Here is a 26,349-nt window from a genome sequence, read left to right as displayed (position 1 = left end):
TCCCCGAAAGAACTAACAACAATTACATCCCCGAAAGAACTAACAACAATAACCCAAATAGAAAACTAATAATAGAAAGAAAACCGATACATATGGAGAACACACGATTGTTTCTCCATTCGCGCCAGAAAACGATAAATCCTAAAATACAAAGAAAAAACCAGATGGGCAGAAATATGAATTCGCTAACTTTCTCAGGAAGTAACGTATAAAAAGTTGTTACATATAAGATCCAATTTGTAAAAAATAAAATACAAACGATAATAGATTGTAAATGGGGGCGCTTGAAAAATTCCCCTTTTTTTACGGTTATAAAAATGATAGTTAGCGCTGCGAAAAAGGCAATGAATATGAAAAGAAGTAAGAGTAATGTAAGTGTCATTTACATCTCCTTTATAAGATAGTTTTTGCAAGAAATGAATCTATTATATTGTATGCCTGCTTTGTAGAGTTCTCGCTATATTTTTCAGTGTACGGATTTAGAAATCCATGTTCACCGTGTAGTTGTTGTAATTCTAGTAAAGGATTGTTTTGTTGCTGCAATGTTTGAATGAAAGAGGCTACTGAAAAACTAGCTTCTTTTTCAGGGAAAATAAGTAGGGTAGCACATGTTGGTTTCATATGAATATAGTCACGTATACGAGAACCGTAACATCCGATAATAAAATCTATTTTCGGGTTGTTACTGCAGATCCATGAGATGGTAGCGCCAACACTAAAGCCGATAAGTCCAATATGTGTGTAACGACTAGAAAGACGAGTAATAAACTCTTCAATTTGCTCTTTTCCATCATCAAATCCAATATGATTCATAAAAAAATGATATGCTTTTTCTTCATCACTGTAATGAAATGCATGTTGCGATTGTAGAAGATTAGGACAGAATACATCTATATGAGATGAAGTGAAGTGGTCGGCAACGTGACGCATATGGTCGTTCACACCATATATTTCATGAACAGCAACGAGAGCACATTTTTTCTTCATCGTTACAATGTACCTCTATGAAACTTAAACTCTTTCTCAACACGGCATATACGTAGATGGAAGTTTTCATACCACTGCTCACGGCCTCTTTTTTTCGCTTCTTTATGTAAGGCGTTTTGTTTCCAATTTTCAATTGCTTCAAGTGATTCCCAATAAGAAATGGTGATTCCGAGTCCTGCATGATCACGTGCACTTTCTACACCTAAAAATCCAGGTTGCTGTTTTGCAAGCTCCTCCATTTTGTCCGCAACGCTACTATAATCTGTCGTATCAGTTGATAAATGAGAAGTGAATATAACTGCATAATAATGACTCGTTTTTTGTGGAGCATGTTTCATATGATTTCCCCCTTTTATACATATTTTAGCATATAAAAAAAGAAAAGAAGCACGAGGCTTCTTTTCTTTCTTACGCTGTAAATTTTAACCCAGCATATATTTTACGACCCTTTTTTTGAATCCAACATACTTGATCCTTTTTCTTTTGAATATTACGCTCATTCATTGTTACTTGGATAACTTGATCAATGGCGAGTGGGGTGTTCGTTTGTACTTGGCACCCTCCGGTACTATAGTCGATAATGGTCGCTTCAATTGGCATCCCGTTCATATGCAATGTTCCAGGAGCCATAAGTTCTTCACGTATATGTTGCCTGCGAAATTGCCTTGGTGATTTCTTTGTATTCTTTACGAAAGATGCAATTGCAAGGATAAGATACGCTTTATCGTACACCTTTTCAACACGGTCATTAACCGGCTTACTAAATAGATGAAGAACGAGTTTACAATATTGTTCATGAGATACATCATCAAATGATACACCAACTTGCACGGAATTTGCTTGTCTCCGAATCCATTTTTTTGTACTATGAATCTTTTCTACTTCTCCAAAAGATAATGTATAGGAAGATAGGCTTGATAAAGTTTCAAATGGAATGGATGAATCTATTTCAAAACGTGCACCAGTTTCACTAATATCAAGAACACGGCAAGAAATGGTCATATCTTCTGCATATAATGTACCTGATAAATTAACGAAGAATCGTTCTGAGTTTCGGAAACGCGGTCTTTCAAATGCTACAAATAGTGAAGTGACAATAGCTATTCCGTTGTAAAGTACCCAGAAAATATTAATATATAAACTTTCTCTTTCAATATGATATTGTTCAGGGTATAGGAGCATAAGTGTAGCTCTTATAAGTGCAATTACTGTTAAAATGAGTAACACGAGGTGAGGGACACTTGCGATCCATAAAAAATGTCTCGTGTTGTTTTGAACACCTATTCTCGTTACATGAAATTGAAACTTTTTGCGTAAGAAAGTTTCTGATAAAATAGCAAACCCCATATAAGGTGCCATAGCTACTTCATAAACGTGACTCCACGTAGTTGTTCGCTTTTTATTAGAAACAGCTTTGAAAATAAGCTGTGATGTTAAAAAGGCGGGAGCCCAAAATATAAATAATTGCATAAAGTTAATTTCTAAACTATAAATATCAAATACTAAAAATAATAGCGGTGCTAGTAAAAATACCATTTTATAAATGCCGAAAAACCAATAATGGATTCCGTCTGCATATAAAATACGTTGCATAATTGACAATCCTTTTAAAGTGAAAGGATTCCATTTTTTCACGACTTGAATATTCCCTCGGCACCAGCGATCCCGTTGTTTTAATAAATCGCTAAAAGTTTCTGGGGATAATCCAACTGCTAATGTTTCATTGACAAATACAGTTTCCCATTTGTTCGCTTGTAGGAGCATACCAGTTGCCATGTCCTCAGTAATAACGCCAGTAGCAAATCCTCCAATTTCTTCTAGCGCAGTACGGCGAAATAAAGCGTTACTACCAACATACATCGTAGCGTTAAAACGATCTTTTCCTTCCTCTAATTGACGCATAAAGAAATCTTGTTCATTGGCGATATTATCTTCAAAAAATAAATTGTATTGGAATGGATTAGCATTATAAAACACTTGTGGTGCTTGAACAAATACAACATTATTTTTAGAAAAATAACCAATCGTTCGCTCTAAAAAGTTAGCTCTTGGTACCATATCAGCATCCATTGTAACGATAATATCACCTGTCGAATGTGTCATGGCATGATTTAAGTTTCCTGCTTTTGCATGCTTGTTTTCAGTACGAGTAATATAGTGAACAGAAAATTCACTAGCAAGAGTTTTAACACTTTCCCGTCGGCCATCATCACAAATGTAAATATTAAGCAACTCTTTCGGATAAGTAATCATTGTAAAACCAGCGACAGTTCGTTTTAATAAATCGAGTGGCTCATTGTAAGTTGTGATAAAAATGTCGACAGTAGGTAATGTTTCGAAAGTAGATAACGGTATTTCTTTCCGTTTATACGGCTTCCATGAAATGATGCTGAAAACGATAGACTGTAAATAACCAGCCCACTCTGTAAGTAACAATATAATACCGGCAATAATACTTATAAGATTAATAGTGGGTAGTGAATAAAAAGTTCGCCAAATAAGGTAAATGGCATTACTAACGAGAAATGGAATAATAAGTAATTTCTTTGACCATAATTATTTGTGGGCGAGAGCATAAATAAAAATTATTAAGAGAAAAATAATGCCTAAACCTTCGTATATAGAAAGGTTCATCAAAAGCCTCCTTTATTAATAAGATATGGAATTATAAAACCTTTTACATTTATTTATAAAGATTTTGTAATTACTACCATGCAGAATACCATAAAATAGATTAAAAGTAAGAAGTTTCTATATTTATATTCAAAGTTTAGTTAGTTTTAATCTAAAAATCTCTATATAAAAATGTATAAATAAGTAATAAAACACATATTTTGTTAACAAATCTTATGATTTATATTAGAATAATATATATAAAGTATATACATATAATATGTTAGAAAAATATATTGAAGGAGGTGACCTCTTTGCACAGTTGGGGAAAAGAAAATAAAAAAATATTAAATGTATTTGTAGTTGCTATGAGTTTATTCTTGTTATTATCTCAACTACAGTTTTTAAGTCCAATTGATAAGGTGAGTGCAGCGGTAACAGATGATGAGGGATTCGATAAACCTACTTATCAATCTATTCATAAAGGTGATATGTATTCTACTGGGAATGTGAATTTGGGTATTAAAGCCACTGAAGCTCAAAAGAAAACGGCATTGTATTCGGATATTACATATACTTATGGGACAACACCGAATGGTTATACACGTGAACTCATTGATGTAGATGATGACTCAACAACTACAAATTCATCTAAGGCATACATCCCTGTTCCGGAGGATGCTGAAATTGAATGGGCTGGATTATATTGGAGTTCCACACGTTATGAATTAAAACAACAGCAGTATGTAGCACCAGTTAAGTTTACTACTCCGACAGGAATGAGTTTTCCAGTAACACCAAGTTACACATATTATGGAAGTGGTTTACTGTATAATTTTGGGATTAATGGTACGTATTATTCTAATTATGCAGAAGTTACCGACCTTTTGAAATCATCGAATGCAAAAGGTGGAAGCTATACTGTAGCAAATATTCCATATCCAAATACAGGCGATGCATATGCTAGTGGTAAATATTCTTTTGCTGGCTGGTACATGCTAGTGATCACGAAAGATAAGTCAAAAACAAGAAAAGCATTTACTGTTTATGATGGCGGATTAAAAAGGGCTACTGGATCTGGTGAAAAAGAGTTTACCGTGAAAAACTTTATTGCTTCAAAAGCAGGCGATTTAGATCCAAAAGTTTCTGTTTTTGCTGTTCAAGGTGATAGATATTGGCAAGGTGATAAACTTTTTGTCCATACAGATAACACCTGGAAGGAAATTACTGATAAGTTGAATCCGACTGGTAATATATTCAATTCTACAATTTCTGAATATGAGGAACATATGCGAGATAAGTATCCAGGTACTTTTAATCCAGATTATAAAAATAATTTAGGAATTGATGCAGATTTAATTAAGTTACCAGCAGGATATATTAAACCAGAGCAAAAGGAAGTACGTTTAAAAGCTGCGACATCTGGTGATGACTATGTATTAAACACATTAGCCTTTGCGGTAAATGCAACAGCGCCAGAGCTTGATATTGAGAAATCAGTCGTTAATGTAAAAGAAAAATACGAACCCGGTGAAGAAATCGTATATCGATTGAAAGTAAGAAATATTGAGATGAATTCGAGTGCAGTTGATACAAAGATTATAGATGTTCTAGACCGTCGTTTAAACTTTATACCTGGATCGGTGAAAATTATTTCTGGCCCGAAAGCGGGGAATCAAACAGATCAAGTTGATTATGATGAAAAGACGAGAAAGTTAACGATTAGGATTGGTGAAGGAGCAAATGCTTCGAAAGGCGGAATTTATACGGATAAAACGCCTGAAACAATCGTTGAATTTAAGGCGACATTAAAAGGTAGAAAGGTAGAAAGTGAAATTCCTAATACTGCCGTTGTTCAAGGAATTGATGAGCTGACAGGAAGTAAAGTTGAAGATAACTCTTCTAATAAAGTAGTAGTTAAAGTATTACCCGAACGAGAAGAGAAACCTGGGAAGTTAGTAGCTACTAAACTAGCTAAAGATATAAACGGTGGTACGCTGAAAGTTGGCGACAAACTAGAATATACAATTCATACTAAAAATAGTGTGCCAGATTCTCTCTTAAAATCTGTTAAAATTACGGATAAACTTCCTGAAGGAGTAGAATATGTTCCAAATACGTTAAAGATAAACGGGAAGGAACAAACGGATGTTGAAGATGAAGATAATGCACATATAAAAGATGGAACGATTTATGCTCATCTCGGCGACCTTAAAGGTGAGGAAGAGAAAGCAATCACGTTTGAAGTGGTTGTAAAATCGGAGATGGCAAATAAAAAAATAAAAAACATAGCAATAGTTGAGACTGATAGCTCGAAAGATAAGGAGAAACCAGAAGTTGAAACGCCAGTTGATCCGTTGTCTGGACAACTAGAATCGAAGAAAGAGATTATTGGCATAAAGCAAGAAAAATTTCATGTCAATGATGAATTTGAGTATCAAATTAAAGCTCGAAATAAGGTGGGAAATGGGCTTATTAAAGATATGCGTCTAATAGATAAACTTCCTGAAGGTATAGAGTATATAGCTGGTAGTATGAAATTGAATGGGAATTTATTGACAGATGCAGTTGACGAAGATGAAGGATCTTATGAGGATAACACAATCAAAGTAAACTTTGGTGACGTGCTTGATACAGAAGAAAGAACGGTAACTTTTAAAGTGAAAGTTAGGCAAGACGCATTAAAAACGAAAGAAATTGAGAACATAGCGGTTGTTGAGGGGAAAACGCCAGATGATGAAGATTTACCACGACAAAAACCGAATGTAAAAACGAATGTGGAAGCAAAGGAACCTAAAGTAAGAAAGATGGTTTCAGATGCAGATGAAAAAGAAGTGGAAAAAGCGACATTACAAAGTATAGATGAAGAGTTTACATGGCATGTAAACTATAATTTTGGTAATGATGTTATGAACCTTGAAAAAGTAGTATTGCAGGATGACTTAGAAGATATTTTAACTATCTTACAAGTAAAACTTGTAAGCAGTGATGGAGAAGAAATAGAAGTTATACCGCAAATTGATGAACAAATAAAGAAAGTAAGTATTGAGTTACCGAAGCGGGATGGAAAGTATACTTATCTTGCGAATCAATCGTATACAATGCATATTAAGTCAAGACTAAACGATAATGTAGATATACTAACGACATACAATGAGAATGATGGTATTCCAAATAAAGCTGAATTACTGTTTGATCAGAAAAAATCCGTGTCAAATGAAGCAATCGTAGTACCGCCAACATTAGGGAAGTTTGAGATTGAAAAAGTAGATGCGAACGATGAAAATCTCAAATTAGAAGGTGCGGTATTTCAAGTAATTGATAAAGATGGAAAAGTAGTATCTGAATTAACAACGGATAAAAATGGTGTAGCCATTTCTAATCCATTGCTATTTGGAAAATATACGTTAAAAGAAGTACAAGCACCAGTAGGATATATGCTTATGAAAGAGCCAATTGAAATTCATGTGGCTAGCGATGTATCTACCCAAAAAATGAAAATAGTAAATCATAAAAATGAGTGGATTATCCCTGAAACAGGTGGCATAGGAACAATTGTCTTTTATGTAATTGGTGGAATATTGATGTTCATTACATCTTTCTTCTTCTTTAGAAAAAGAAAGGTTATGAAATAGATTAGTAGTTTGCAACAAAGGTAGACACAATAGGGGAGTGACGAATAATGAAAAGGATTTTTAGCTTATTATTAATATGTGTATTAGCTTTTTCGGCATTAATGAATATGACGGTTAGTGCTGAATCAAAAAGTACAGGTACTTTAACGATTCACAAGTTTGAACAAAGTAAAGGTTCTAAAACAACTACAGAAGGTAATGGAAAAGAAGGACAAACTGTTCCAGAAGATGCAAAACCTTTAGAAGGTGTAACTTTTGAAATTAAACGAATTGAGTCATTTGAAAAAATTTCAAATGATGGAACTGTTATAAAAGAAGAAGCAAAACTAGTAAAAGACGCTACAATTACAAAGGTAACAGATGCGAAAGGGGAAGCTGTTTTTAAAGATCTTCCGCTAGGGCGTTATGAAGTAAAAGCAATTGAAGGCCCAAAACATATTGCATTGGATAAGACTACTTTTATTGTCGATATTCCAATGACAAGTGCAGACGGTAAAGATTTAAATTACGATGTTCATATTTACCCTAAAAATGAAACAAAACGTGGTTCAGTAGAATTCGTAAAAAAAGGTGAAGCCGGTCAAGTATTAAAAGATGCAGAGTTCCATTTATTTAAAAAGAATAAAGATGGAACAAGTACACAAGTTAAGACACCGAGTTCATTAGTAACAGGGGAAGATGGTAAAGTTCGTGTTGATTCGCTAGAATATGGAGATTATTATTATTTTATTGAGCATAAGGCTCCAACAGGTTATTTAACTAGTAAAGAGGAGCGACCTTTCTCTATTAAGGAATCTGGTGAAGTAGTTAAGCTGGAAGATATAAAGAACTATAAAGAACCTACCATTACTAAAAGTATAAATAACGGTTCGGAAGTAGCTGGAATTAATAAAGAGACAGATTATACGTATGATGTTAAAACATTACTTCCAGAAGATATTAAATCATATAAAAAATATGTCGTAACAGATATTTTAGATGATCGTTTGGAAATAAAAGGTCAACCAATTGCTATGGTTGATAGAAAGAAAGTTGAAGATGGTATTGTAAAAGTAGTTGTAGAAGGCCAAAAAGTAACTGCTACGATTGAAGATTTTTCAAAAATAAATGGAAAAGAGCTTCATTTACAAATTACTGCGAAAATTAAAAGTGATGTTCAATCTGGAGTAGAAATTCCGAATAAAGCAGTACTAGATTTTGTAAATAAAGACGATGTTTCATCAGAAAAAGATGGAAAGCCATCTAATGAAGTAGTGGTTACACCAACTATGGGAAATATTAAAATTGAAAAAGTTGATGGTAAAGATAAGTCTCTGAAATTAGAAGGTGCGAGATTCGAATTACGAGATAAAAAGGGAAATGTTGTAGTAGTAAACAAAAAGAAAATGGATGATATCACGGATGCAAATGGTATTATTACATGGAATGAAATCCCATATGGTGAATATCAAATTGTTGAAACAGTAGCACCAAATTACAAAGATGAAGACGGCGCAGTAGAACAATATCAAAAATTAAGAGATCCAATTGATATTAAAATTGATAAAGATCATAAAGTAATTGAGCTGCAAGTTGAGAATAATAAGAGCGGTTGGATTATTCCAGCAACGGGTGGTATGGGTACAATTCTCTTCACAGTAGTTGGTCTTATGCTAATGGTGACAGCAATGTTTATTTTCTTTAGAAAGAAACCTGAAAAGAATTCTTAATTCATATGTTTATAATATTGTAGTATGGAAAAGAGGAAAGGTATAAGCTTTCCTCTTTTCCACATTTTATCCGTAGTGAAAGAGGCTGTTATGAAACGAAATATTATTTTTGGAAGTATTTTTTTACTAGGATTAAGTATATTCCTCTATCCAACTGTAAGTAATTGGTTTGCAACGAGAACGCATTATTCTGAAGTAAGTATGTATGATGAAGCGGTAAAAAGGTTGGAAAAAGAAGAGATTGATCGTAAAGAAGCAGAGGCACAAGAATATAATAAGAAGGTCCAAGATACGACGCAAACATTTTCAGATCCTTTTCGTGAAAAGAATGACGAACATAAAAGTTCGACTGTAGATATGTTAAATATTGGTGATGTTATGGGGTATGTCGAAATTCCGAAAATTGATGTGAACCTTCCTATTTATCAAGGAACGACTGAAGAAGTGCTAACCCGTGGAGTAGGGCAACTGAACGAATCTTCATTACCAATAGGGGGAGAAAGTACGCATACAGTTTTAACGGGGCATCGTGGTTTACCATCGGCACTTATGTTTACCAGTTTAGACAAAATTGAAAAGAATGATATATTTTATATTCATTCATTAGATAAGATACTTGCTTATCAGGTAGATCAAATAAAAGTTGTATTACCAAATGAAACGAAAGATTTATTAGTAGTACAAGGAGAAGATTATGCAACGTTAATTACATGCACCCCTTATGGAGTAAATACGCACAGATTACTAGTGAGAGGGCACCGAGTTCCATATGATGCTGGAGAAAAAGAAATGATTCCAAAATCTTTTATTATAGAAGATTGGATGATTGTTCTTCCTATTGTTCTTATTTGTATCATCCTTCTAATGATTTATTTGAAAAAACGAAAATAATATGTATTGTGTGGTGTATGTGTGAGAAGGGGCTTAATAAGTTTAGCATTGTTCCTTACAGGGTTATCTCTATTTCTATATCCATTGCTTGCTGATTATATAAACAATTATGTATATAAAACAAGAGTAATTCGTTACGAAAAGATGGTAGATAATTTAAAAGCAGAAGGTGCCAATGAGAAATTTCGGAAGATGGAAACATATAATCGTTTGCTAGGAAAAACTACTTTCAAAATGAATGATCCATTTGTTCATGATATTGAAGTAGAGAATGAGCAGTTAGATTTTATAAATAAAAACGAGATGTTTGGTACGATTTCAATTCCAAAAATAAATGAGGAGTTGCCAATTTACTTAGGTGCAAATCAAGAAAACTTAAGTAAAGGAATAGGCCAAATTGAAGGGACTTCTTTACCAATTGGTGGGAAAGATACACATAGTGTATTGGCAGGGCATCGAGGCTATCATGGTGCGAAGATGTTTCGGCACCTAGATCAATTGGCTGATGACGATATATTCTATGTCAATGTACTTGGAAAACAACTTGTTTATAAAGTAATTGGACGTGAAATCATTAATCCAAATCAAGTTGAGAAATTGAGTGTAACAAAAGGACAAGATAGAGTTACATTACTTACATGTGAGCCATATACATCTAGTAAATATCGATTGTTAATATATGGTGAGAGGGTAGAAACAAATCAAAATGGACATGATTACAAAAGTTTAGTAGAAGTTAGGGGTCATGAAACAAGGGATTTATTTGAGAAACTGGCTTTTGGCATAGTAGGTCTCATTGTAATTTGTATAGGGTTGTACGGTTTATTAATAAAGAAAAACTAGTGATGAAATATATAATATAAGAAAAATGCCACTTCAAAAATGAAGTGGCATTTTTTATATTTCCTCTAAGCTATTAACTGGAACAGTTAATTCGCGTCCTGGATTTTTTACTTCATATATGCGGGCGGTTTCGTTGTTTTCATCGACGTGTTGAATGGTAACAGGCATGCCTTGAAAACTGACATTCGCTTGTTCTGATGATACAGAAAGCTCTTTTGCACGTTGAATATTCATTTATATTCCTCCCATCATTATTATCTTTGCTAAAAAAGAGGAATAATATACCATTTCGAGACATTCTTAAAGTTTTTGTATTATTTGTAATGTTTCTTTAATAAATGCAGAGAAAATAGAATCCGGATACGATTGTATCATTTCATTTGCTTTTGTGGCTTCTTCAAGAGCTCTTTTTTTATCATTCAGTTTGACGTAACAAAGTGCACGATATGCACCTGCTGTTGTAAGCCACGATTGATCAAGCGGATGGTTCATATAATCTGGTATAATAGCACGTTGCAATGCTTGTAAAGCTTCTTCGTAACGTTTTAATCCGTATAAAGCTTTTCCTTTTTCAAGATAATACAATCCGTCGTCTTGAAAAATGGGCTGATCTTTTAGTTTTTCTCGAAATTGTTCTACATGTTTTAATGCGATTGTATATTCATTAGTAATCGTGTTGTAGTAGTAAGCTTTTAAAATATCGATCATCGCAATGGATAGAGTGTCTTCTGTAAAAATGGCAAATTGCTCAGATTTTTTTATGTAATATAAATATTGTTCTTTATCAACTGTAATGGCTTTTTGATAAGATAAAATCCGGTAAAATACATCTGTTTTATAATACACTTGATGTTTCTTTGAAAATGCGAGTGTCTCTAATATCGTTCCTTCACATTTTTCATAATCGCCACATGCTAGTAATATGATGGCTTCATATAAACATAAATCAATATGTATAATAAGATCCATTTCTAAATGTTTCTCTTCATAATCATTTCTAATATTAGATATAAGTTGTAAACATTCTGCATATTTTTTACGTGTGAATATTGCAAAAGATAATTTTAATTTTGTTTCCGTACTGTCGCGGTATAACTTATATTTTTCAAAAATAGAAACAGCTTTTTCTACGTAAGATTCAATGTTGTAATCTTTTATAATTACTGCGGCAGTTACGAATTGTTTGTATATACGAGCCGTATTTAAAGTAGAAGGGAGCTCTTTTTGAACGATAGGTAGTAGGGTCTTATACACTTCATCACATTTATTTTCCTTTATGAGTTGCTCCATTTTTGTAATGAGTTCTGCAATTTCTCCATCATCTTCTTCTAGTAAAAAACTTGTTTCACATCCTAGTTTTTCAGCGATATATTGTAATGTTTTCATGGAAGGTGTAGCTTTTCCATTTTCAATTTGACTAAGCATACTTTTTGTAAGTTCCGAACCTGCCAGCTCTGTTTGTGTAAGTTTTTTTTCTTTACGTAGCGCTTTAATTTTTTCGCCGAGAGTTTCCATATTATTGCTCCTTTATCATTGGAAAAGTTAAATTGTATTTAACTTTTTGTTGTAAAAATTGGAAAGTCGATTATATAATAAGTTTAACACAATTTAACTTTTAAGGGGAGAGAGTCATTATGGGAGATGTAAGTATAGGACAACATGATACAAGAATGAAGATTGCAACGAGAAATATTATTTTAATGATGATTGGAAAGATGACGTCTTTATTAGGGGCAGGAATTTATACATTTGCGATGGGGTTATACGTTTTAAAGACAACTGGTTCAGGAATGGGTTTTGCAATTACGCTCGTTTGCGGATCACTTCCAAGGATGATTTGCGGTCCGATTGCGGGTGCTGTAGCTGACCGTGTGAATCGAAAATGGCTTGTCATTGGCACTGATTTATTAAGTAGCTTAACGATGCTTATTATGTTTATTCTTGCTACTATATTTGGACCATCACTTCTTTTTATTTATGTTTCAGCAGCATTATTATCAATTTGTGCCAGTTTTTATTCTGTTGCATTAACTTCGTCTATTCCGAGTTTAGTAGATGAAGGGCGTATTCAAAAAGCGAGTGCTTTAAATCAAACAGCAGCTTCTTTATCAAATATATTAGGGCCGATTATTGGCGGAGTTGTATTTGGTTTCTTTTCCATTAAGTCGTTCTTTTTGTTAAATAGTATTACTTTCTTTTTAGCCGTTATTTTGCAATTATTTATTGTATTTGATTTGTACAAAAAAGAAGTGGCTGAGAGTAAAGAGCGTTTCTTGACGAGTATAAAAGAAGGATTTTCATATGTAAAACGACAGCATGAAATATATGGTTTAATGAAAATAGCGCTGTGGGTAAACTTTTTTGCATGTGGGTTAACCGTAGCACTTCCATATATTATCGTTCATACATTGCATCTATCTTCAAAGCAACTCGGTACTGTAGAGGGAATGTTAGCAGTCGGGATGCTAATGGGTGCGATTGCTTTATCAGTGCGTAAAGAAGTGAAGAATCCGTTTCGTTCTATTTATACTGGACTGTTTTTATTTGCGGGTTTGAGTTTATGTACAGTCTTCCCATTGTTAGTTACCATTCCAAAAGTGGCGAGTTTTATTTACTATATTGCTTTTATGATGTTAACGGGTATAGCAATTATGATTGTAAATATTCCGATGCAAGTACATATGCAAAAAACGACAGATCCGAGCTATTTAGGGCGTGTGTTTGGCCTACTTGAAACAATTGCTACTGCAATCGCACCACTCGGTATGATTGTATATGGATTATTATTAGATATGTTGCCTACTAGCATTGTTATGATGACATTAGGCGGAGGTTTATTGTTAGTTGTATTAGTTGGGGTAAAGCAACATATGGCAAAAAAACAAGTGGATGTGTCGGTTTAAAAATAAGAAAATAATAAAAAATTGACTTATCATTATAAAAATGACTAAATTAGTATTTTAGTTTTTGAAACTCTTTTTCATGTGTGTTACAGTATAGTGAGCAGACAAAGAAAAGGAGAAAACATCATGAAAAAATTAAGTTTTGTTATGCTTTTTCTGTTAGTTGTAATGGCTGGATGCAGTAATTATGACACGTATATTGAAACAGGTATGCAATCATTGAAAGATGAAAAATATAGTGATGCGATTATGTGGTTGGAAAAAGCGGAAAAAGAGAAAACAGGAAATGAAGCGAAGGCATATAAAGAAGTCGCGCAGTTATTGGATCGCGGTGCGACAGCATTAAAAGATGGTAAGTATTTAGAAACGAAAGATATTGCAAATGAAGTGCTACAAAAGAAAAAAGACGATGCACTTGAAAAAGCTGTAACATCAAATGCAGAGGATATGCTTCAAAAAGCAAAAGATGTGGAAAAGAAAGTAAATGAAAGAGTGGCAAAACGGAGAAAAGTAGAAGAAGAAGGAATCGATAAACTCATTAAAGCTGTAGACAGTATAGATGATGTAAAAGAAAAAGAGAAGAAAGTTTCAGAAGCATTAGATAAGGCTGAAGAGGCACAAGCAAAAATTGAAGAAAAGAAAAATAAATAGAGTAATAGTTAAAAAGGCTGTCGTGTATAACGACAGCCTTTTAATTTTTTGCTGCATAAGAAGTGATGCTATGTAGTAAAAAAGAAATAATCTTAGAATTCCACCTGTCCTCATGATGAATCGTATAAATGTTACGTTGAAATTCAAATCCAGGGATGGGTATGTAGCATAGTTCATTTCGGTGTACTTCTTGTTCAATAGCAAGTTTAGAAATAAAAGCAACTCCATTCCCATATTTTAAAATTTGTTTCATCGTTTCTAATGAATCTAATTCAATTTCAGATTGGAACGTAATGTTATGCTCTAACATCCATTGCGTAAGTAAATCTCGCGTTGTAGATGGGTTACGATGCAATAGTATACGTTCTTTTTCGATATCTTGTAAGGATACATTTTCTTTTTTTGAAAAATGATGTTCTTTTGAGAAAGCAAGAACAAGTGTATCAGGTATTATTTTTGTTTCTTTTAAAAGTGATTCATCAAACGGTGCCGCAGAAATTACACCGAGATCAATTTCATGATTTTGTAGCATCGTTCGAATTTCAGGAGCTGTTTTTACCATGATTGTTATTTTTATATTTGGGAATTCGCATTGAAATTGGTGAATAATTTCTGGTAAAAGATAAGTCGCTGGTACATAACTAGCGCCAATTGTTATAGCACCTTTATTAAAATCTTTAAACTCTTGTGTGACCCGCCTAGCTTCTTTCATAAGTGCATCTATTTTACAAGCATAATGATGCAATGCCTCACCAGCCTCTGTTAAGAAATATCTTCCAGAACGTAATTCAAATAAAGGCACACCGAGTTCTTCTTCTAAGCTTTTTATATGGAATGTAATAGTAGGTTGTTTAACACCAAGTTTTTCTGCAACTATCGTAAGTTTTTTATATTTCTTAATAAGCACTACAATTTCTAATTTTAAGAGATTCATTATGAGTTGCCGCCTTTTTTATTTTAACTATAGAAAAAATCTATAGAAATAAATAGTTTATTAGAAGTTTTTTAATTTAATCTTTACAGTACATTAACATTCAGTATAAATCTTCCAGATAGAATGAAAGTAGGTTAAGAGTGAGGGGAGAGAGGTGAAACGATGGATATTAAAATTCATGGATTAGAAAAGACGTTTGGAAAAACGCAGGCGTTAAAACCGTTACAAATTGTCATGAAACAAGGTGAATTCACTACACTTTTAGGGCCTTCGGGATGCGGGAAAACGACTTTACTTAGAATGATTGCAGGACTTGAAGAGCCAGATAAAGGTGAAATATATTTTGGAGATAAGTGCATGTATTCTGGTGCAAAAAAAATCAAAACATCTCCTCATGAACGTAATATCGGTATGGTATTTCAAGATTTTGCTTTATGGCCGCATATGACAGTATTTGAAAATGTTGCATTTGGTTTAAGGGCTACAAAGCAAACGAATCAATTACGGGAAAAAGTAGAAGATGCAATAAAGCGAGTTCGCCTGCAAGGGATGGAGAAAAGGTATCCGCATGAACTCTCTGGTGGACAGCAGCAACGCGTCGCATTTGCAAGAGCGATTGTAACAAAACCACATTTTATTTTGTTTGATGAACCGCTGAGTGCACTCGATGCAATTTTGCGAGAAGAAATGCGATTAGAGCTTATGGATATCGTTCATTCAATCGGTTTAACGGCATTGTATGTCACGCACGATCAAACAGAAGCGATGTCAATGTCAGACCAAATTATTGTTATGAAACAAGGAGAAGTATTACAAAAAGGAACTCCAGAAGACATTTATGTGAAGCCATCTCATGAATTTGTTGCAAAATTTGTTGGTAAAGCAAATTGGCTTGTAGAGGGGAAACAAATGGTTCGTCCAGAACATGTAAGCTGGACGAAAAATGAAGTGAGTGAAATGTATACAGGTGAAATTCAGCACGTTACATATGTAGGAGAACGGTATGAAATGAAAGTAAACATGGGGGCACTCGGAATATGGACAGCTTATCACAATAGTAAATTAAGCATCGGTAAGCCAGTATCGTTATATGTGCCAAAAAAATGTATTCATCATATAGGGGGAGAATCGTATGAAGAAATTCAGTTCGCTTAAGTCTTTATTTGTATGTACTTTATTATTTTCGGCTGTAGTAACAGGGTGTAGTTCAAAGACAGGCAATGCAGATGCAAAGAGTAAAGCTACGAATGAAAAGAAAATTGTTGTATATAGTGCAGGACCAAAAGGATTAGCAGAAAAGATTCAAAAGGACTTTGAAAAGAAAACAGGTATAAAAGTAGAAATGTTTCAAGGAACAACAGGTAAAATTTTAGCGAGAATGGAAGCTGAAAAGAAAAATCCAGTCGTTGATGTAGTCGTACTTGCATCATTACCAGCGATGGAAGGATTAAAAAAGGATGGGCAAACGTTAGCTTATAAAGAAGCGAAACAAGCTGATAAGCTTCGTTCTGAATGGTCGGACGATAAAGGACATTATTTCGGATATAGTGCTTCAGCGTTAGGAATTGTGTATAACACAAAAAATGTGAAGACAGCGCCTGAAGATTGGAGTGATATAACGAAAGCAGAATGGAAAGGAAAAGTGAATCTTCCAGATCCAGCACTTTCAGGTTCAGCATTAGACTTTGTAACAGGATATGTGAAAAAGAATGGAAAAGATGGATGGAATTTATTTGAACAGCTTAAGAAAAATGAAGTTACAGTAGCAGGGGCAAATCAAGAAGCGTTAGATCCTGTAGTAACAGGTGCGAAAGACATGGTCATTGCTGGTGTTGATTATATGACGTACAGTGCAAAAGCAAAGGGTGAACCGGTTGATATTGTTTATCCAAAAAGCGGAACAGTTATTAGCCCACGAGCAGCAGGGATTATGAAGGATAGTAAAAATGTAGAAGGCGCAAAAGAGTTTATTGATTATTTATTATCAGATGATGTGCAAAAACAAGTTGCTAAAGCGTATTTATTGCCAGGTAGAACAGATATAAAAGCTGAAAATAGACCGAATGTAGAAGAAATTCCGGTACTAAATATTGATTGGAAAACAGTTGAGAAAGAACAAGATGAAATAGGAAAACAATTTAAGAAAGTATTTCAATAAGATGGTGATTACATGGTAAATCAATTCATGTCAGTAAGACAAGTTGGGATGACGGTAGCGTTGTTACTTGTGGCGATGTTAATCGTCATTCCGCTTTTCCTCATTTTATTTTCTAGTGTATATGAAAATAGTAGTTGGAATTTTTTAAAGCCTTTTGAAGTGATGCAGAGTGGTGGATTAGCTGGGATTTTTCTAAACTCGATGCTTTTAGGTGTACTCGTAGTAATAGGAGCGACCATATTTGCATTTCCATTAGCGTTTATTATGAGCAAAACAGATGTTGGAAAGTATAGTAAGCTGGATATTGTTTTTATGATTCCATTTATGACTCCGCCGTATATTGGATCGATGGGCTGGATTTTGTTCATGCAGCCGAATGGCTATTTCGAGCAGTTCTTTCCGATGCTAAAGACGATTTCATCTTCGTTTTTTAGTTTAGGAGGTATGGTTTTAATAATGAGTCTGCATTTATTTCCATTCCTTTACTTTATGTTGAAAAATACGTTACTTCAAATTGGAAGTAGTAAAGAAGAAGCTGCAGCGGTTCATGGTGGAAGATTTTTCTATCGTTTAAGAAAGATCATATTGCCGTTATTAGTATCAAGTTATGTAATGGGTGCGTTACTTATTTTCGTAAAGACGATTGCTGAATTTGGAACACCGGCTACATTTGGACGAAGAATAGGATTTCATGTATTAACATCAGAGATTCATAAATTTATTTCGAGTTGGCCGATTGATTTTAGTAGTGCAACAGCATTATCTTCTTTATTACTTAGTGCATGTATGCTCATTTGGTATATGCAAAATGTATTGAATCGAAAGTACTCATATGCAATGGTTAGTGGAAAAGGTGTGAAATCTAAAAGGTATACACTGTCTATATTTACACGGGTTGTAGCATGGGGTTATGTAATTGGTTTATTAATTGTATCAATTGGAATCCCGTATTTTTCTATACTTATTGCTTCATTGTCAAAATTAAGAGGCGGCGGTCTACAGTTAAACAACTTTACAACGAGCCATTATGAAGCATTGTTTACAAGTGGATCTCCAGGATTAGAGGCTTTATGGAACAGTTTTCTATTTTCACTTATAACAGCAATTATTGCTGCTACTATTGGAGTCTTTTTTGCGCTTATGATTCGAAAGGGGAAAAAGTCCTCTGAAAAATGGCTTGATATGTGCGGTATGTTACCAAATATGGTACCAGGAATCGTGATGGTTGTAGGGCTTATTTTGTTCTGGAATTCACCCTATATGCCCCTGTCGATTTACAATACACCAGTCATGGTTATCGTAACGTACGTCGTTCTTTTTTTACCTTATACGGTGCAGTATGTAAAAGCATCGCTTGGACAAATTGATGATTCTCTAGTACAGGCTGGAAGTATTTTTTCTGGAAATTATATTTACATTTTTAGAAGGATAATATTACCCCTTATTATCCCGGGCATTCTTGCTGGATGGGCGATGACATTTACAATCTCGATAAGAGAATTAGTAGCATCACTTCTCGTACTACCTCCATCAGTAGAAACGTCAGCAACATTTATTTTCGCTCAATTTGAACAAGGAGAAGTATCTATTGGAATGGCGATGGCTGTCGTTTCAGTTGGACTTACAACAGTATGTTTATTACTTCTGCAACATATGGAGCAAAAGCGAAAAGGGGTAGCAGGATGAGGATAGAAGTATGGGGAGGAGCGGGAGAATATGGTCGTTCCTGCTACTTCGTAAAAAAGAAAGATACGAAAATAGTATTTGACTGTGGTATTAATCGGTCATATGAGGATAGTTATCCAAAAATAGAGAGGGAAGTTGTACCATTTTTAGATGCGGTATTTTTATCACATATTCACGAAGATCATACGATGGGATTACCTTTATTAGCAAAGTATGGATATAAGAAAAAAATTTGGACGACTCGTTATACGATGGAGCAACTTCCCGCTTATTATGAAAAATGGAGAAACTACAATTTAGCGCAAGGATGGAATGTACCTTATAACGACCAAAATGTTAAAGATTTAAATTATGTTTGTATTGATGAGATTAGTAATCCGAATGAATGGATACAGATTACTCCTGCATTACGGTTTCAGTGGGGATATAGTGGGCATGTATTAGGGGCTGTTTGGTTTTTAGTGGATATGAGTCATACATATGTATTTTATTCTGGCGATTATTCAGCAGAGTCTAACATATTGCGAGCTAATTTACCTGAGAAATTACGCGGGGGGATAAAAGTCGCAATCGTAGATGCCGCTTATCATACTGACGATGTTTCGCAACATGAACGAGTAAACGAACTGTGTGCAGAAATTGAACGAGTTGCTCAAAATAAAGGAATAGCGTTACTACCATTGCCACCGCTTGGTAGGGCACAAGATATTGTATTGTATTTATATGAAAAATATAAAGAACTGCCCATTATAGTAGATCGAGAAATTTTGGATGGTTTTGAAGAGATGTTCGTATACAAAGATTGGCTCAAAAATAATGAAGAACTTGAAGGGCTTATGGAGAGTTTAAAAAGAAACATAATCGTTATGGATCATGACATCGGAACGCAAAATAGTTATGGAATAGTTGTCATGAGTAATGCGAATATGCAAACGAAACGAGCCCAGTTATATTATGAACAACTTCGGCATGAAGAACGAAATTCTATTATCTTTACTGGGCATATTGCTAAAGGAAGTTTTGCAGAAAAAATTTTGAAAGAACGTGTAGGTAAAGGGTGTAGGGTGAAACGAGTTCCTTATAAAGTTCATCAAAGTATAAGTGACGTTAAGGCAATGTTAAATACACTATTACCAGAACATACGGTGTTAGTACACGCTTTGAAAGAGGATACGGATCGATTGCAGGAAAAGCTTAGCACGGCAGGGTATGAAAATGTGTATTCACTTGCAATGGAATGTGTAGAAGTTATTTAAAATGTAAAGGGGATCGGTATATGAAAAAGGTATTTGTATTCGCAAGCATTTTCTTTTGTTGTTTCCTTTATAACGTTAAGGAAGGCTTTGCCGCCAGTCCGATGAAACCTAGTTTTGAAGTGAAATTATTATTAAAGCCAGAACAAGTATTAGGTTATAACAAAGAGATGAACGAAGAGGTACTAGAATATTTCAAGGCTGGTACAAATTATGAAAGAATAAAAGTGCAATTTTTAGATACAGCGAATAAAAATTTTAGTAGCGAAGGTTGGTTTGCGAGAATTCGAAAGAAAGAATTTAGTAAAGATTTTGAACTAACATATAAAAAAAGATATCCTATTCAAAATGGTGTAATTCAAGATGCACTAGAAGTAGCTAAAAACGATGGATTTGATAGTAAAACTGATAGTTATGAGGCAGAAGTAGATTGGGGATTTGAGAAGAAAACGTTAAGTATTTCAAATAAAAAAAGTTACAGCGCTAAAGGATATGGAGTACTTGATTTACCAAACGAACGAGCCGCTCAAAACATGTTAATAGAAAAGTTACCAGGGAAAATGAACAAATGGCTGTATACGAATTGGGGAGAAGAAATGCTCAAGAACTCTCGTATTTACGGTCCTGTATTAATGAAACGGTATACAGGGGAGTTTGAAAATATAAAAACGAATATTGAAGTTTGGCCACTAAGTAATACAGGGACAATAGAAGATGATTTTGTAATAGAAGTGTCGTTTAAAACGAGTGAGGAAAGTATTGCAACAAAACAAAGAGAATTATTAATGAAGAGTGTAGAACAAAAAGGATGGTTGTTACCGAAAGATAGTTTGAAGACAGAGCTTATTTTTCAGTGAATAGTAAAAAAGGAATCCATATGCCATGGATTCCTTTTTCCTATATATGAGTATTAAGCTAAATCAGCTGACACGAACATATCACTATTTTGAAGGTTTTTAGAGCGTAAACTATAAGCAACGACCTTCTTTTTATGTTGCTTTACAACATCAACATGCTCTTCATGACTATAAATGTAAAAGATAAAATCTTTTTTACCGCGTTTTGCATTGATAATTAAAGGTGTGCCCTCATTGTGTGGTGGTGCATAATAGCGATCTAAAAATAATCCTTCGTTAAAATCATGAATGATTTTGGATTTTTGTTCGCCTTCTACGTTATTTCCATTGATTGTAACAGTCGCATGCTCTTCTTCAAGTTGTGGATGTGTTTCGTACTTGCTAATAATGGATTCAATAACAGTGTTAGGAAGGCTCGAAACGATAATTTTAAATGCTCCAAATATAACTAACATAACAATAAACCAAGTCGTCATAGTATATCATCCCCTTTATTCTATTTAATAATATAACTCATATGGTAATAGTACATATGGTGAAGTTTTGTATAATTTGTGAAAAATATGCCATTTTCATGAACAAAATGTTAGAAAAATCAATTTTGTTACAAAAAGTTGAAATCGAAGTATTTTAAAAGAAAAAGGTTTATAATAAAAATATAACTAATAACCACATTACTAATTATAAGGAAGTGTAACTATGAGTACTGTAACAATCGTATATGGTATTATTCTTTCCACAATTATCGTTTTATTTTTCGTTGGGGTTTCACGTTATATTCATAAATGGAAAGAAGGCGTTGCGAAATTAAATCACATTGAAGAAGAACTGAGTGATTTAATGTTACATCATGGTAAGTAAAAAGTTTATTTTTTAACTAAACAATGTGAAGAATATCACAAAACATGCTCTCATCATGGAGGCATGTTTTTTTGTTATGTGAATGATTAGGCACATTCATACATTTTTTCCATACGATACAGTGTGAATGTAGAAATGTTCGGAGTGGAAAAGAGGGATAAAATGAGTAGTTCAGGTTATGTTCCAGATAATAAAAACTTAAAGAAAAGCTCAGGAACTCCAAACCTTTTCTTTGATTCGAGAAAAAATATCTTTTTTAAAAGGGATGAGAAAAACGTTGCATATGAAGTTACGTCAACGCAGTTACCAGCGATGATAGGTGGAGCATTTGTTGATTTATTTATGACGAAAGGGCATATGCGAGAACCGCATTGGCATCCGAATGCGTGGGAATTAGATGTTGTAGTATCAGGAGAAGCAGTTACATCCATTTTAAATCCCGAAACGAATCAATTACAAAATTATCATGTAAAAGCGGGGCAAACGGTCTTTATTCCAATGGGATGGTGGCATTGGATCACAGCGGTAACAGAAGAAGTACAATTACATTTGTTCTTCAATAACGATCAGTTTGAAACAGCAGAAGGATCAGACATACTTAGATTAACACCACCAGAAGTATTTCAAGCTGCATACGGTGTAAGTGCAGAAAAATTAGGAAAGGACCTTTCGCCAATTAAGGAGTCAGTTGTAATTGGTCCTCCTAACTCCAATCGACTAAAAGGTGTTAAAGAAAGTGACGACTCAAATATAGTCGTTACGTTAAATGGACAAATAACATCATGTGAAATAGAGTAACTCTTTCTTTTATAACATATTTGTTAAATAAGCTTGGAAAAGAAAGGGTAAATGAAAGTATAAAAGAATTAGAACTTACGAGTCATGACAAATTCTCTTCGTATACTGCTTCACTATATATGAGATGGTATGTAGAAAAAGAGCTTCATGAACCAGAAAGTCAATCGTTAGAAATGATACGTAACATGTCAAAGGATGAGTATAATAAACATGTATTACAAATTCATGAATGGATGAAAAATGAAGAAGAATGGAAAAAACGGGATATCCCATTAAAAGTAGATATGGAATTTCAGCGAATTTGGTCAGATCGATTAGTAAGTGCAAACGCTAAAGGTTATATGAGTATAATGGAAAAGATAAATAGTAGAAAGTATTTCACGAAATCAATGCAAGAAGAAGTCGAGAATATCTTCAAAGGAACCGTTAATAATAGTAAGTTAGAATACGCTGGTCAAAAAGGTTGGTCTACCGCATTTGTATTGACAAAAAGTTTGTATACTACAGATAAGAAGGGTAATAAGGTAGAAGCTGTCATTATGTTTAACGATATAGAAGATCAAGATGCTATAAAAGATGAAGAGTTTAGAAAGAAATTATAATGAAATAATTTTATTATGTAAACAAGGACACTTTTTAGAAAGTGTCCTTTTCTTTTTATGATACAGGATGTCTTATTTGCTTCATTGAATATAGATTGAAAATAAGAAAGGAAGTTGAAAAATGACGATAATATATTTCGTTCGCCATGCCCACTCTACATATACAAAAGAAGAACGGGAACGGCCGTTATCTGAAAAAGGGCATTGTGATGCAGAGAATGTAACACGCTTGTTAAAAGATAAACATATTGATGTTGTAATCTCTAGCCCGTATAAAAGAGCAATTCAAACTGTGCAAGGAATTGCGAATATATATCATATATCGATACAAATAGAAGAAGATTTGCGTGAAAGATTATTAAGTATAGAGCCGGTACAGGATTTTAATGATGCTATGGAGAAAGTGTGGGGAGATTGGAATTATGCATACGAAGGCGGAGAATCAAATGATGTAGCACAAAAACGCGTTGTAACATGTATGCAAAGTATATTAAAAAAATATAAAGGTAAGAATATTGTGATAGGTACGCATGGGAATATTATGGTATTACTAATGAATTATTTTGACTTGAAATATAATTTTCAATTTTGGAAAACCCTTCATATGCCTGATGTGTATAAATTAACTTTTGATAATAATTGTTTCAGCTCTGCTGAAAGAATACAGTCTACAGATTATCAGATAAAGTGAAGCTTTAATCAGTGGGGGTTTTGTTGATCCCCCACTGATTATTAGCCTTCACCAATCGGGCTTTTACGGGCAGTTGATCCCCCATCTAACTTCTTTGCTTTCGCTGAATTTTGAGGTGGGAGTCTTACTGCCCGTTAATGCGGGGGAAATAATTTGTAAAAGTTTATCAAAAAAAGAGGAAAGAGAGAAGTTATTGTAGAAGTATGACTTTGTAACATAAAAATTATGTGTTAAAGGAGGCTGTTTACATGTTTGAGAAAGAGAAAGAAGGGCTTATTGAAGTTCACAACGTATATGAAATTGCACCAGCAGATGGAACAATTATTGGTATGGCAACGGAAGAAGAAATGGAAATTGCTGCTGAACTTGAGCTGCAGTACTATGCCCATTCTCGTTTGCTAGAAGCAAATATTCAGTTAGACGGTTCCTCCTACAAAGAGTTACTTCAGGAGTTCCAGGAGTACGAAAGAAAATCAATGAGCTTTTGGCGAGCAATACATAAGCGTTTAGCTGTGCCATGGGCATGGGTATTACGTATTGACGTTGCGAATGGCCCTATTTATGTAAGTAATGGGAATTCGTATTACGAAGAAATCGATGATGAAGAAGATTATGAATAGATAAGTAAGGAAGCAGCGTTAGTTGCTTCCTTTTTTTATTTATAGAGATTGAACAGCCTCAATAATAATATCTGGTCGATCAATTTCGATTCCGTGACCAGCATGTTCGGCAAGTATATATTGGCTATGTATTGAGAGTTGTAATTGTTCATGAATCAGTTCTTGCCACATTGATTCAAGTTGCGTCGCTTCTTCTTTTGGCATGCCGCCTTCAGTCAACTGAGTAATAGAATATTGAGGGTCTCTACCGATAACGATTAAAGGTGTTTCTAATGTTTTATGTAGCTCTTTTATTGAGTGGGCACAATTTTTCCACTCACATAGTTCAGAAGCTGTCGCTTTATATAATAGAGGAGAGGTAGAAAATTCAATGTATTGTCTTGATTGATTAACGAGTATAGATTTTAGTTCATTATAAAGCATGTCTACATTCATTTTGGAGTACGTATTATATTTTTGAAGCCACATATCATCCGAGTCAGTCTGATCAGAAATTGGTAAATGAAGTTCATCTAGTCGGTGTAAGTTCATGGAAGTAGAATCAACTAAAATAAGTGCCTCCAGCTTATCTTCATGTAGCATCGCAAAATGTTGTGCGCATAAGCCACCATAGGAATGACCGATTAGAATGATTGGTTCGTGAATAGCCAGTTTTTGTAGCATCAAATGAAGTTCTTTTGTTACTTGTAACGTAGTACGTGAATAATTCCCTAGCTCACTTTTTCCGTAACCTGGGCGATGGTATGAAACGACTGTAAAGTGCTGTGAAAGCTTTTCTATAATAGGAAGCCAATCATAAAATGAGCAAGTCATTCCAGTTTGAATGACTACCGTTTGTTTACTACTTCCTTTTATATATACTTCTATAGTTTGCCCCAATACCTCTACAAGTTTATAAATAATAAACCCTCCTAACTAAGCTTGAAATAATTTTTGACAAGCAAAAACAGTGCACCAAACGCCTATACCGAACAGGACAGATGTACTAAGTGAAAAAGAGTTTTTTAGACCAATATAGACGATAAATAATAGTAGTGCGGATGCAGGAAATCCATATAATACGCCTATCGCAAATTGACTTAATTCTTGTTTGTTTCCGCCTTCAAAAGAAATCCAAAATAGACTTAGTAAACTAACGAGTGGAAGGGCAGCAATAAAGCCGCCTATCGCACTGTAATGTTTAGCGACTTCAGTAATAACGCCGATAATAAGTGCCGAAACAATTACTTTAACGAGGAAATGCATATTTTGCCTCCTGCGCTAATAACGAAAAGGCTTTTTCAATTAATTGTTGTTCTTCTTTTGATAACTGAGATTCTAATATTTTTATCTTTTCTTTATCTAGTAAAGTATGCTTTTCTAATCCTTCAATACCTTCTATCGTTAATGTAAGGTTTACAACTCTTTCATCTTGTTTGTTTCTTTCTTTTATAATAAATCCTTTTTGAATAAGGCGCTTTACGTGTTCAGATGCTGTGTTATGAGAGAGACTAAGCTCAGTAGCGACTTTTCCAATTGTTATATCTTTCTCGCGAGAAACGATTTGTAAAATACGAATAGCTTGATGGGAAAGGTTGTCTTCATATTCGTATCGTAAGTGATAATAAATACTCTCCCAATGTTGATTGATGTCTTTCATAATGATAAATCCCCCTAT

26 protein-coding genes and 2 pseudogenes are annotated in these 26,349 nt (G+C 34.1%); 17 read left to right on the top strand and 11 right to left on the bottom strand.

What is annotated here, in order from left to right; genetic code table 11:
* Nucleotides 1–22: 22 nt before the first annotated feature.
* The 4 genes and pseudogenes from MR115_RS24015 to MR115_RS24000 form a co-directional block, all read right to left on the bottom strand.
* Complete coding sequence (locus MR115_RS24015; protein WP_242243013.1) at nt 23–382, bottom strand: hypothetical protein; 360 nt, start codon at nt 380–382, stop codon at nt 23–25.
* An 11-nt stretch (nt 383–393) separates the two neighbouring features.
* A complete protein-coding gene (locus MR115_RS24010; protein ID WP_242243012.1) occupies nt 394–987 on the bottom strand; it encodes a dienelactone hydrolase family protein in 594 nt (197 codons plus the stop codon).
* 2 nt (nt 988–989) lie between these two features.
* A complete protein-coding gene (locus MR115_RS24005; protein ID WP_088029151.1) occupies nt 990–1,325 on the bottom strand; it encodes an antibiotic biosynthesis monooxygenase family protein in 336 nt (111 codons plus the stop codon).
* A 70-nt stretch (nt 1,326–1,395) separates the two neighbouring features.
* Nucleotides 1,396–3,621 (bottom strand): annotated as a pseudogene (locus MR115_RS24000) (glycosyltransferase).
* A gap of 284 nt (nt 3,622–3,905) precedes the next feature.
* On the opposite strand from MR115_RS24000, the gene MR115_RS23995 reads away from it, so the two are divergent.
* From MR115_RS23995 to MR115_RS23980, 4 genes are all read left to right on the top strand, one after another.
* The gene (locus tag MR115_RS23995) at nt 3,906–7,235 is read left to right on the top strand and encodes an isopeptide-forming domain-containing fimbrial protein (protein ID WP_242243010.1); all 3,330 of its coding nucleotides are present in this window, start codon (nt 3,906–3,908) and stop codon (nt 7,233–7,235) included.
* A gap of 47 nt (nt 7,236–7,282) precedes the next feature.
* Nucleotides 7,283–8,944, top strand: a complete 1,662-nt coding sequence (locus MR115_RS23990) for a SpaH/EbpB family LPXTG-anchored major pilin (RefSeq protein ID WP_242243009.1) — start codon at nt 7,283–7,285, stop codon at nt 8,942–8,944.
* Nucleotides 8,945–9,034: 90 nt separating this feature from the next.
* Entirely contained in the window at nt 9,035–9,835 is an 801-nt protein-coding gene (locus MR115_RS23985; RefSeq protein WP_242243008.1) for a class C sortase, read from the top strand.
* Nucleotides 9,836–9,856: 21 nt separating this feature from the next.
* Nucleotides 9,857–10,678 carry a class C sortase gene (locus tag MR115_RS23980; protein ID WP_242243007.1) on the top strand — a complete coding sequence of 274 codons (822 nt, stop codon included), beginning with the start codon at nt 9,857–9,859 and terminating at the stop codon, nt 10,676–10,678.
* A gap of 54 nt (nt 10,679–10,732) precedes the next feature.
* Here the strand turns inward: MR115_RS23980 and MR115_RS23975 are convergent, their stop codons facing one another.
* The gene (locus tag MR115_RS23975; RefSeq protein WP_016088502.1) at nt 10,733–10,912 is read right to left on the bottom strand and encodes an H-type small acid-soluble spore protein; all 180 of its coding nucleotides are present in this window, start codon (nt 10,910–10,912) and stop codon (nt 10,733–10,735) included.
* A 66-nt stretch (nt 10,913–10,978) separates the two neighbouring features.
* Entirely contained in the window at nt 10,979–12,193 is a 1,215-nt protein-coding gene (locus MR115_RS23970; RefSeq protein ID WP_242243006.1) for a helix-turn-helix domain-containing protein, read from the bottom strand.
* Nucleotides 12,194–12,312: 119 nt separating this feature from the next.
* Between MR115_RS23970 and MR115_RS23965 the strand changes: the two genes are divergently transcribed.
* The gene (locus tag MR115_RS23965) at nt 12,313–13,581 is read left to right on the top strand and encodes an MFS transporter (protein WP_063263661.1); all 1,269 of its coding nucleotides are present in this window, start codon (nt 12,313–12,315) and stop codon (nt 13,579–13,581) included.
* 126 nt (nt 13,582–13,707) lie between these two features.
* A complete protein-coding gene (locus MR115_RS23960; protein WP_242243005.1) occupies nt 13,708–14,232 on the top strand; it encodes a COG3014 family protein in 525 nt (174 codons plus the stop codon).
* A gap of 40 nt (nt 14,233–14,272) precedes the next feature.
* Here the strand turns inward: MR115_RS23960 and MR115_RS23955 are convergent, their stop codons facing one another.
* Complete coding sequence (locus tag MR115_RS23955; protein WP_242243004.1) at nt 14,273–15,166, bottom strand: LysR family transcriptional regulator; 894 nt, start codon at nt 15,164–15,166, stop codon at nt 14,273–14,275.
* 162 nt (nt 15,167–15,328) lie between these two features.
* Here MR115_RS23955 and MR115_RS23950 point away from each other — a divergent pair, with 162 nt between their 5' ends.
* From MR115_RS23950 to MR115_RS23930, 5 genes are read left to right on the top strand one after another with little or no spacing between them, the layout of a single operon-like run.
* Entirely contained in the window at nt 15,329–16,321 is a 993-nt protein-coding gene (locus MR115_RS23950) for an ABC transporter ATP-binding protein (protein ID WP_242243003.1), read from the top strand.
* The gene (locus MR115_RS23945; protein WP_063263657.1) at nt 16,299–17,324 is read left to right on the top strand and encodes an ABC transporter substrate-binding protein; all 1,026 of its coding nucleotides are present in this window, start codon (nt 16,299–16,301) and stop codon (nt 17,322–17,324) included. The genes MR115_RS23950 and MR115_RS23945 overlap by 23 nt, the downstream gene beginning before the upstream one ends.
* A gap of 12 nt (nt 17,325–17,336) precedes the next feature.
* On the top strand, nt 17,337–19,010 hold the full coding sequence (locus tag MR115_RS23940) for an ABC transporter permease (protein WP_242243002.1): 1,674 nt from the start codon (nt 17,337–17,339) through the stop codon (nt 19,008–19,010).
* Entirely contained in the window at nt 18,956–20,266 is a 1,311-nt protein-coding gene (locus MR115_RS23935; protein ID WP_242243001.1) for an MBL fold metallo-hydrolase, read from the top strand. Before MR115_RS23940 ends, MR115_RS23935 begins: the two co-directional genes overlap by 55 nt.
* A gap of 20 nt (nt 20,267–20,286) precedes the next feature.
* Nucleotides 20,287–21,120: a hypothetical protein gene (locus MR115_RS23930; RefSeq protein ID WP_242243000.1), complete on the top strand. Its 834-nt coding sequence runs from the start codon at nt 20,287–20,289 to the stop codon at nt 21,118–21,120.
* 53 nt (nt 21,121–21,173) lie between these two features.
* Here MR115_RS23930 and MR115_RS23925 read toward each other — a convergent pair whose 3' ends face one another.
* A complete protein-coding gene (locus MR115_RS23925; protein WP_242242999.1) occupies nt 21,174–21,596 on the bottom strand; it encodes a YfmQ family protein in 423 nt (140 codons plus the stop codon).
* 41 nt (nt 21,597–21,637) lie between these two features.
* Here MR115_RS23925 and MR115_RS23920 point away from each other — a divergent pair, with 41 nt between their 5' ends.
* The 6 genes and pseudogenes from MR115_RS23920 to MR115_RS23895 all read left to right on the top strand — a co-directional run bounded on the left by MR115_RS23920 (nt 21,638) and on the right by MR115_RS23895 (nt 24,692).
* Nucleotides 21,638–21,754: a multidrug transporter MatE gene (locus MR115_RS23920; RefSeq protein WP_080685354.1), complete on the top strand. Its 117-nt coding sequence runs from the start codon at nt 21,638–21,640 to the stop codon at nt 21,752–21,754.
* Nucleotides 21,755–21,819: 65 nt separating this feature from the next.
* Nucleotides 21,820–21,981: a hypothetical protein gene (locus tag MR115_RS23915; RefSeq protein ID WP_000109006.1), complete on the top strand. Its 162-nt coding sequence runs from the start codon at nt 21,820–21,822 to the stop codon at nt 21,979–21,981.
* A 162-nt stretch (nt 21,982–22,143) separates the two neighbouring features.
* On the top strand, nt 22,144–22,779 hold the full coding sequence (locus MR115_RS23910; protein ID WP_061680581.1) for a cupin domain-containing protein: 636 nt from the start codon (nt 22,144–22,146) through the stop codon (nt 22,777–22,779).
* A gap of 14 nt (nt 22,780–22,793) precedes the next feature.
* Nucleotides 22,794–23,381: pseudogene (locus tag MR115_RS23905) on the top strand (serine hydrolase); the annotation flags it as partial.
* A gap of 121 nt (nt 23,382–23,502) precedes the next feature.
* Nucleotides 23,503–24,072, top strand: coding sequence for a histidine phosphatase family protein (locus MR115_RS23900; protein WP_242242998.1), 570 nt, complete (start codon nt 23,503–23,505; stop codon nt 24,070–24,072).
* A gap of 248 nt (nt 24,073–24,320) precedes the next feature.
* Entirely contained in the window at nt 24,321–24,692 is a 372-nt protein-coding gene (locus tag MR115_RS23895; protein ID WP_000461767.1) for a hypothetical protein, read from the top strand.
* A 39-nt stretch (nt 24,693–24,731) separates the two neighbouring features.
* Here MR115_RS23895 and MR115_RS23890 read toward each other — a convergent pair whose 3' ends face one another.
* Genes MR115_RS23890 through MR115_RS23880 form a run of 3 tightly spaced genes read right to left on the bottom strand, consistent with a single transcriptional unit; the run spans nt 24,732 to nt 26,331 of the window.
* A complete protein-coding gene (locus MR115_RS23890) occupies nt 24,732–25,571 on the bottom strand; it encodes an alpha/beta hydrolase (RefSeq protein ID WP_242242997.1) in 840 nt (279 codons plus the stop codon).
* Between the two features lie 36 nt (nt 25,572–25,607).
* Nucleotides 25,608–25,937, bottom strand: coding sequence for a DUF3147 family protein (locus MR115_RS23885; protein ID WP_242242996.1), 330 nt, complete (start codon nt 25,935–25,937; stop codon nt 25,608–25,610).
* Nucleotides 25,921–26,331 carry a MarR family winged helix-turn-helix transcriptional regulator gene (locus tag MR115_RS23880; RefSeq protein WP_242242995.1) on the bottom strand — a complete coding sequence of 137 codons (411 nt, stop codon included), beginning with the start codon at nt 26,329–26,331 and terminating at the stop codon, nt 25,921–25,923. Before MR115_RS23880 ends, MR115_RS23885 begins: the two co-directional genes overlap by 17 nt.
* Between the last annotated feature and the right edge of the window lie 18 nt (nt 26,332–26,349).

It is taken from the genome of Bacillus cereus group sp. BfR-BA-01309 (assembly GCF_022664315.1).
Taxonomy (GTDB): domain Bacteria; phylum Bacillota; class Bacilli; order Bacillales; family Bacillaceae_G; genus Bacillus_A; species Bacillus_A mobilis.
This window is presented reverse-complemented; position numbering and strand designations above follow the sequence as displayed.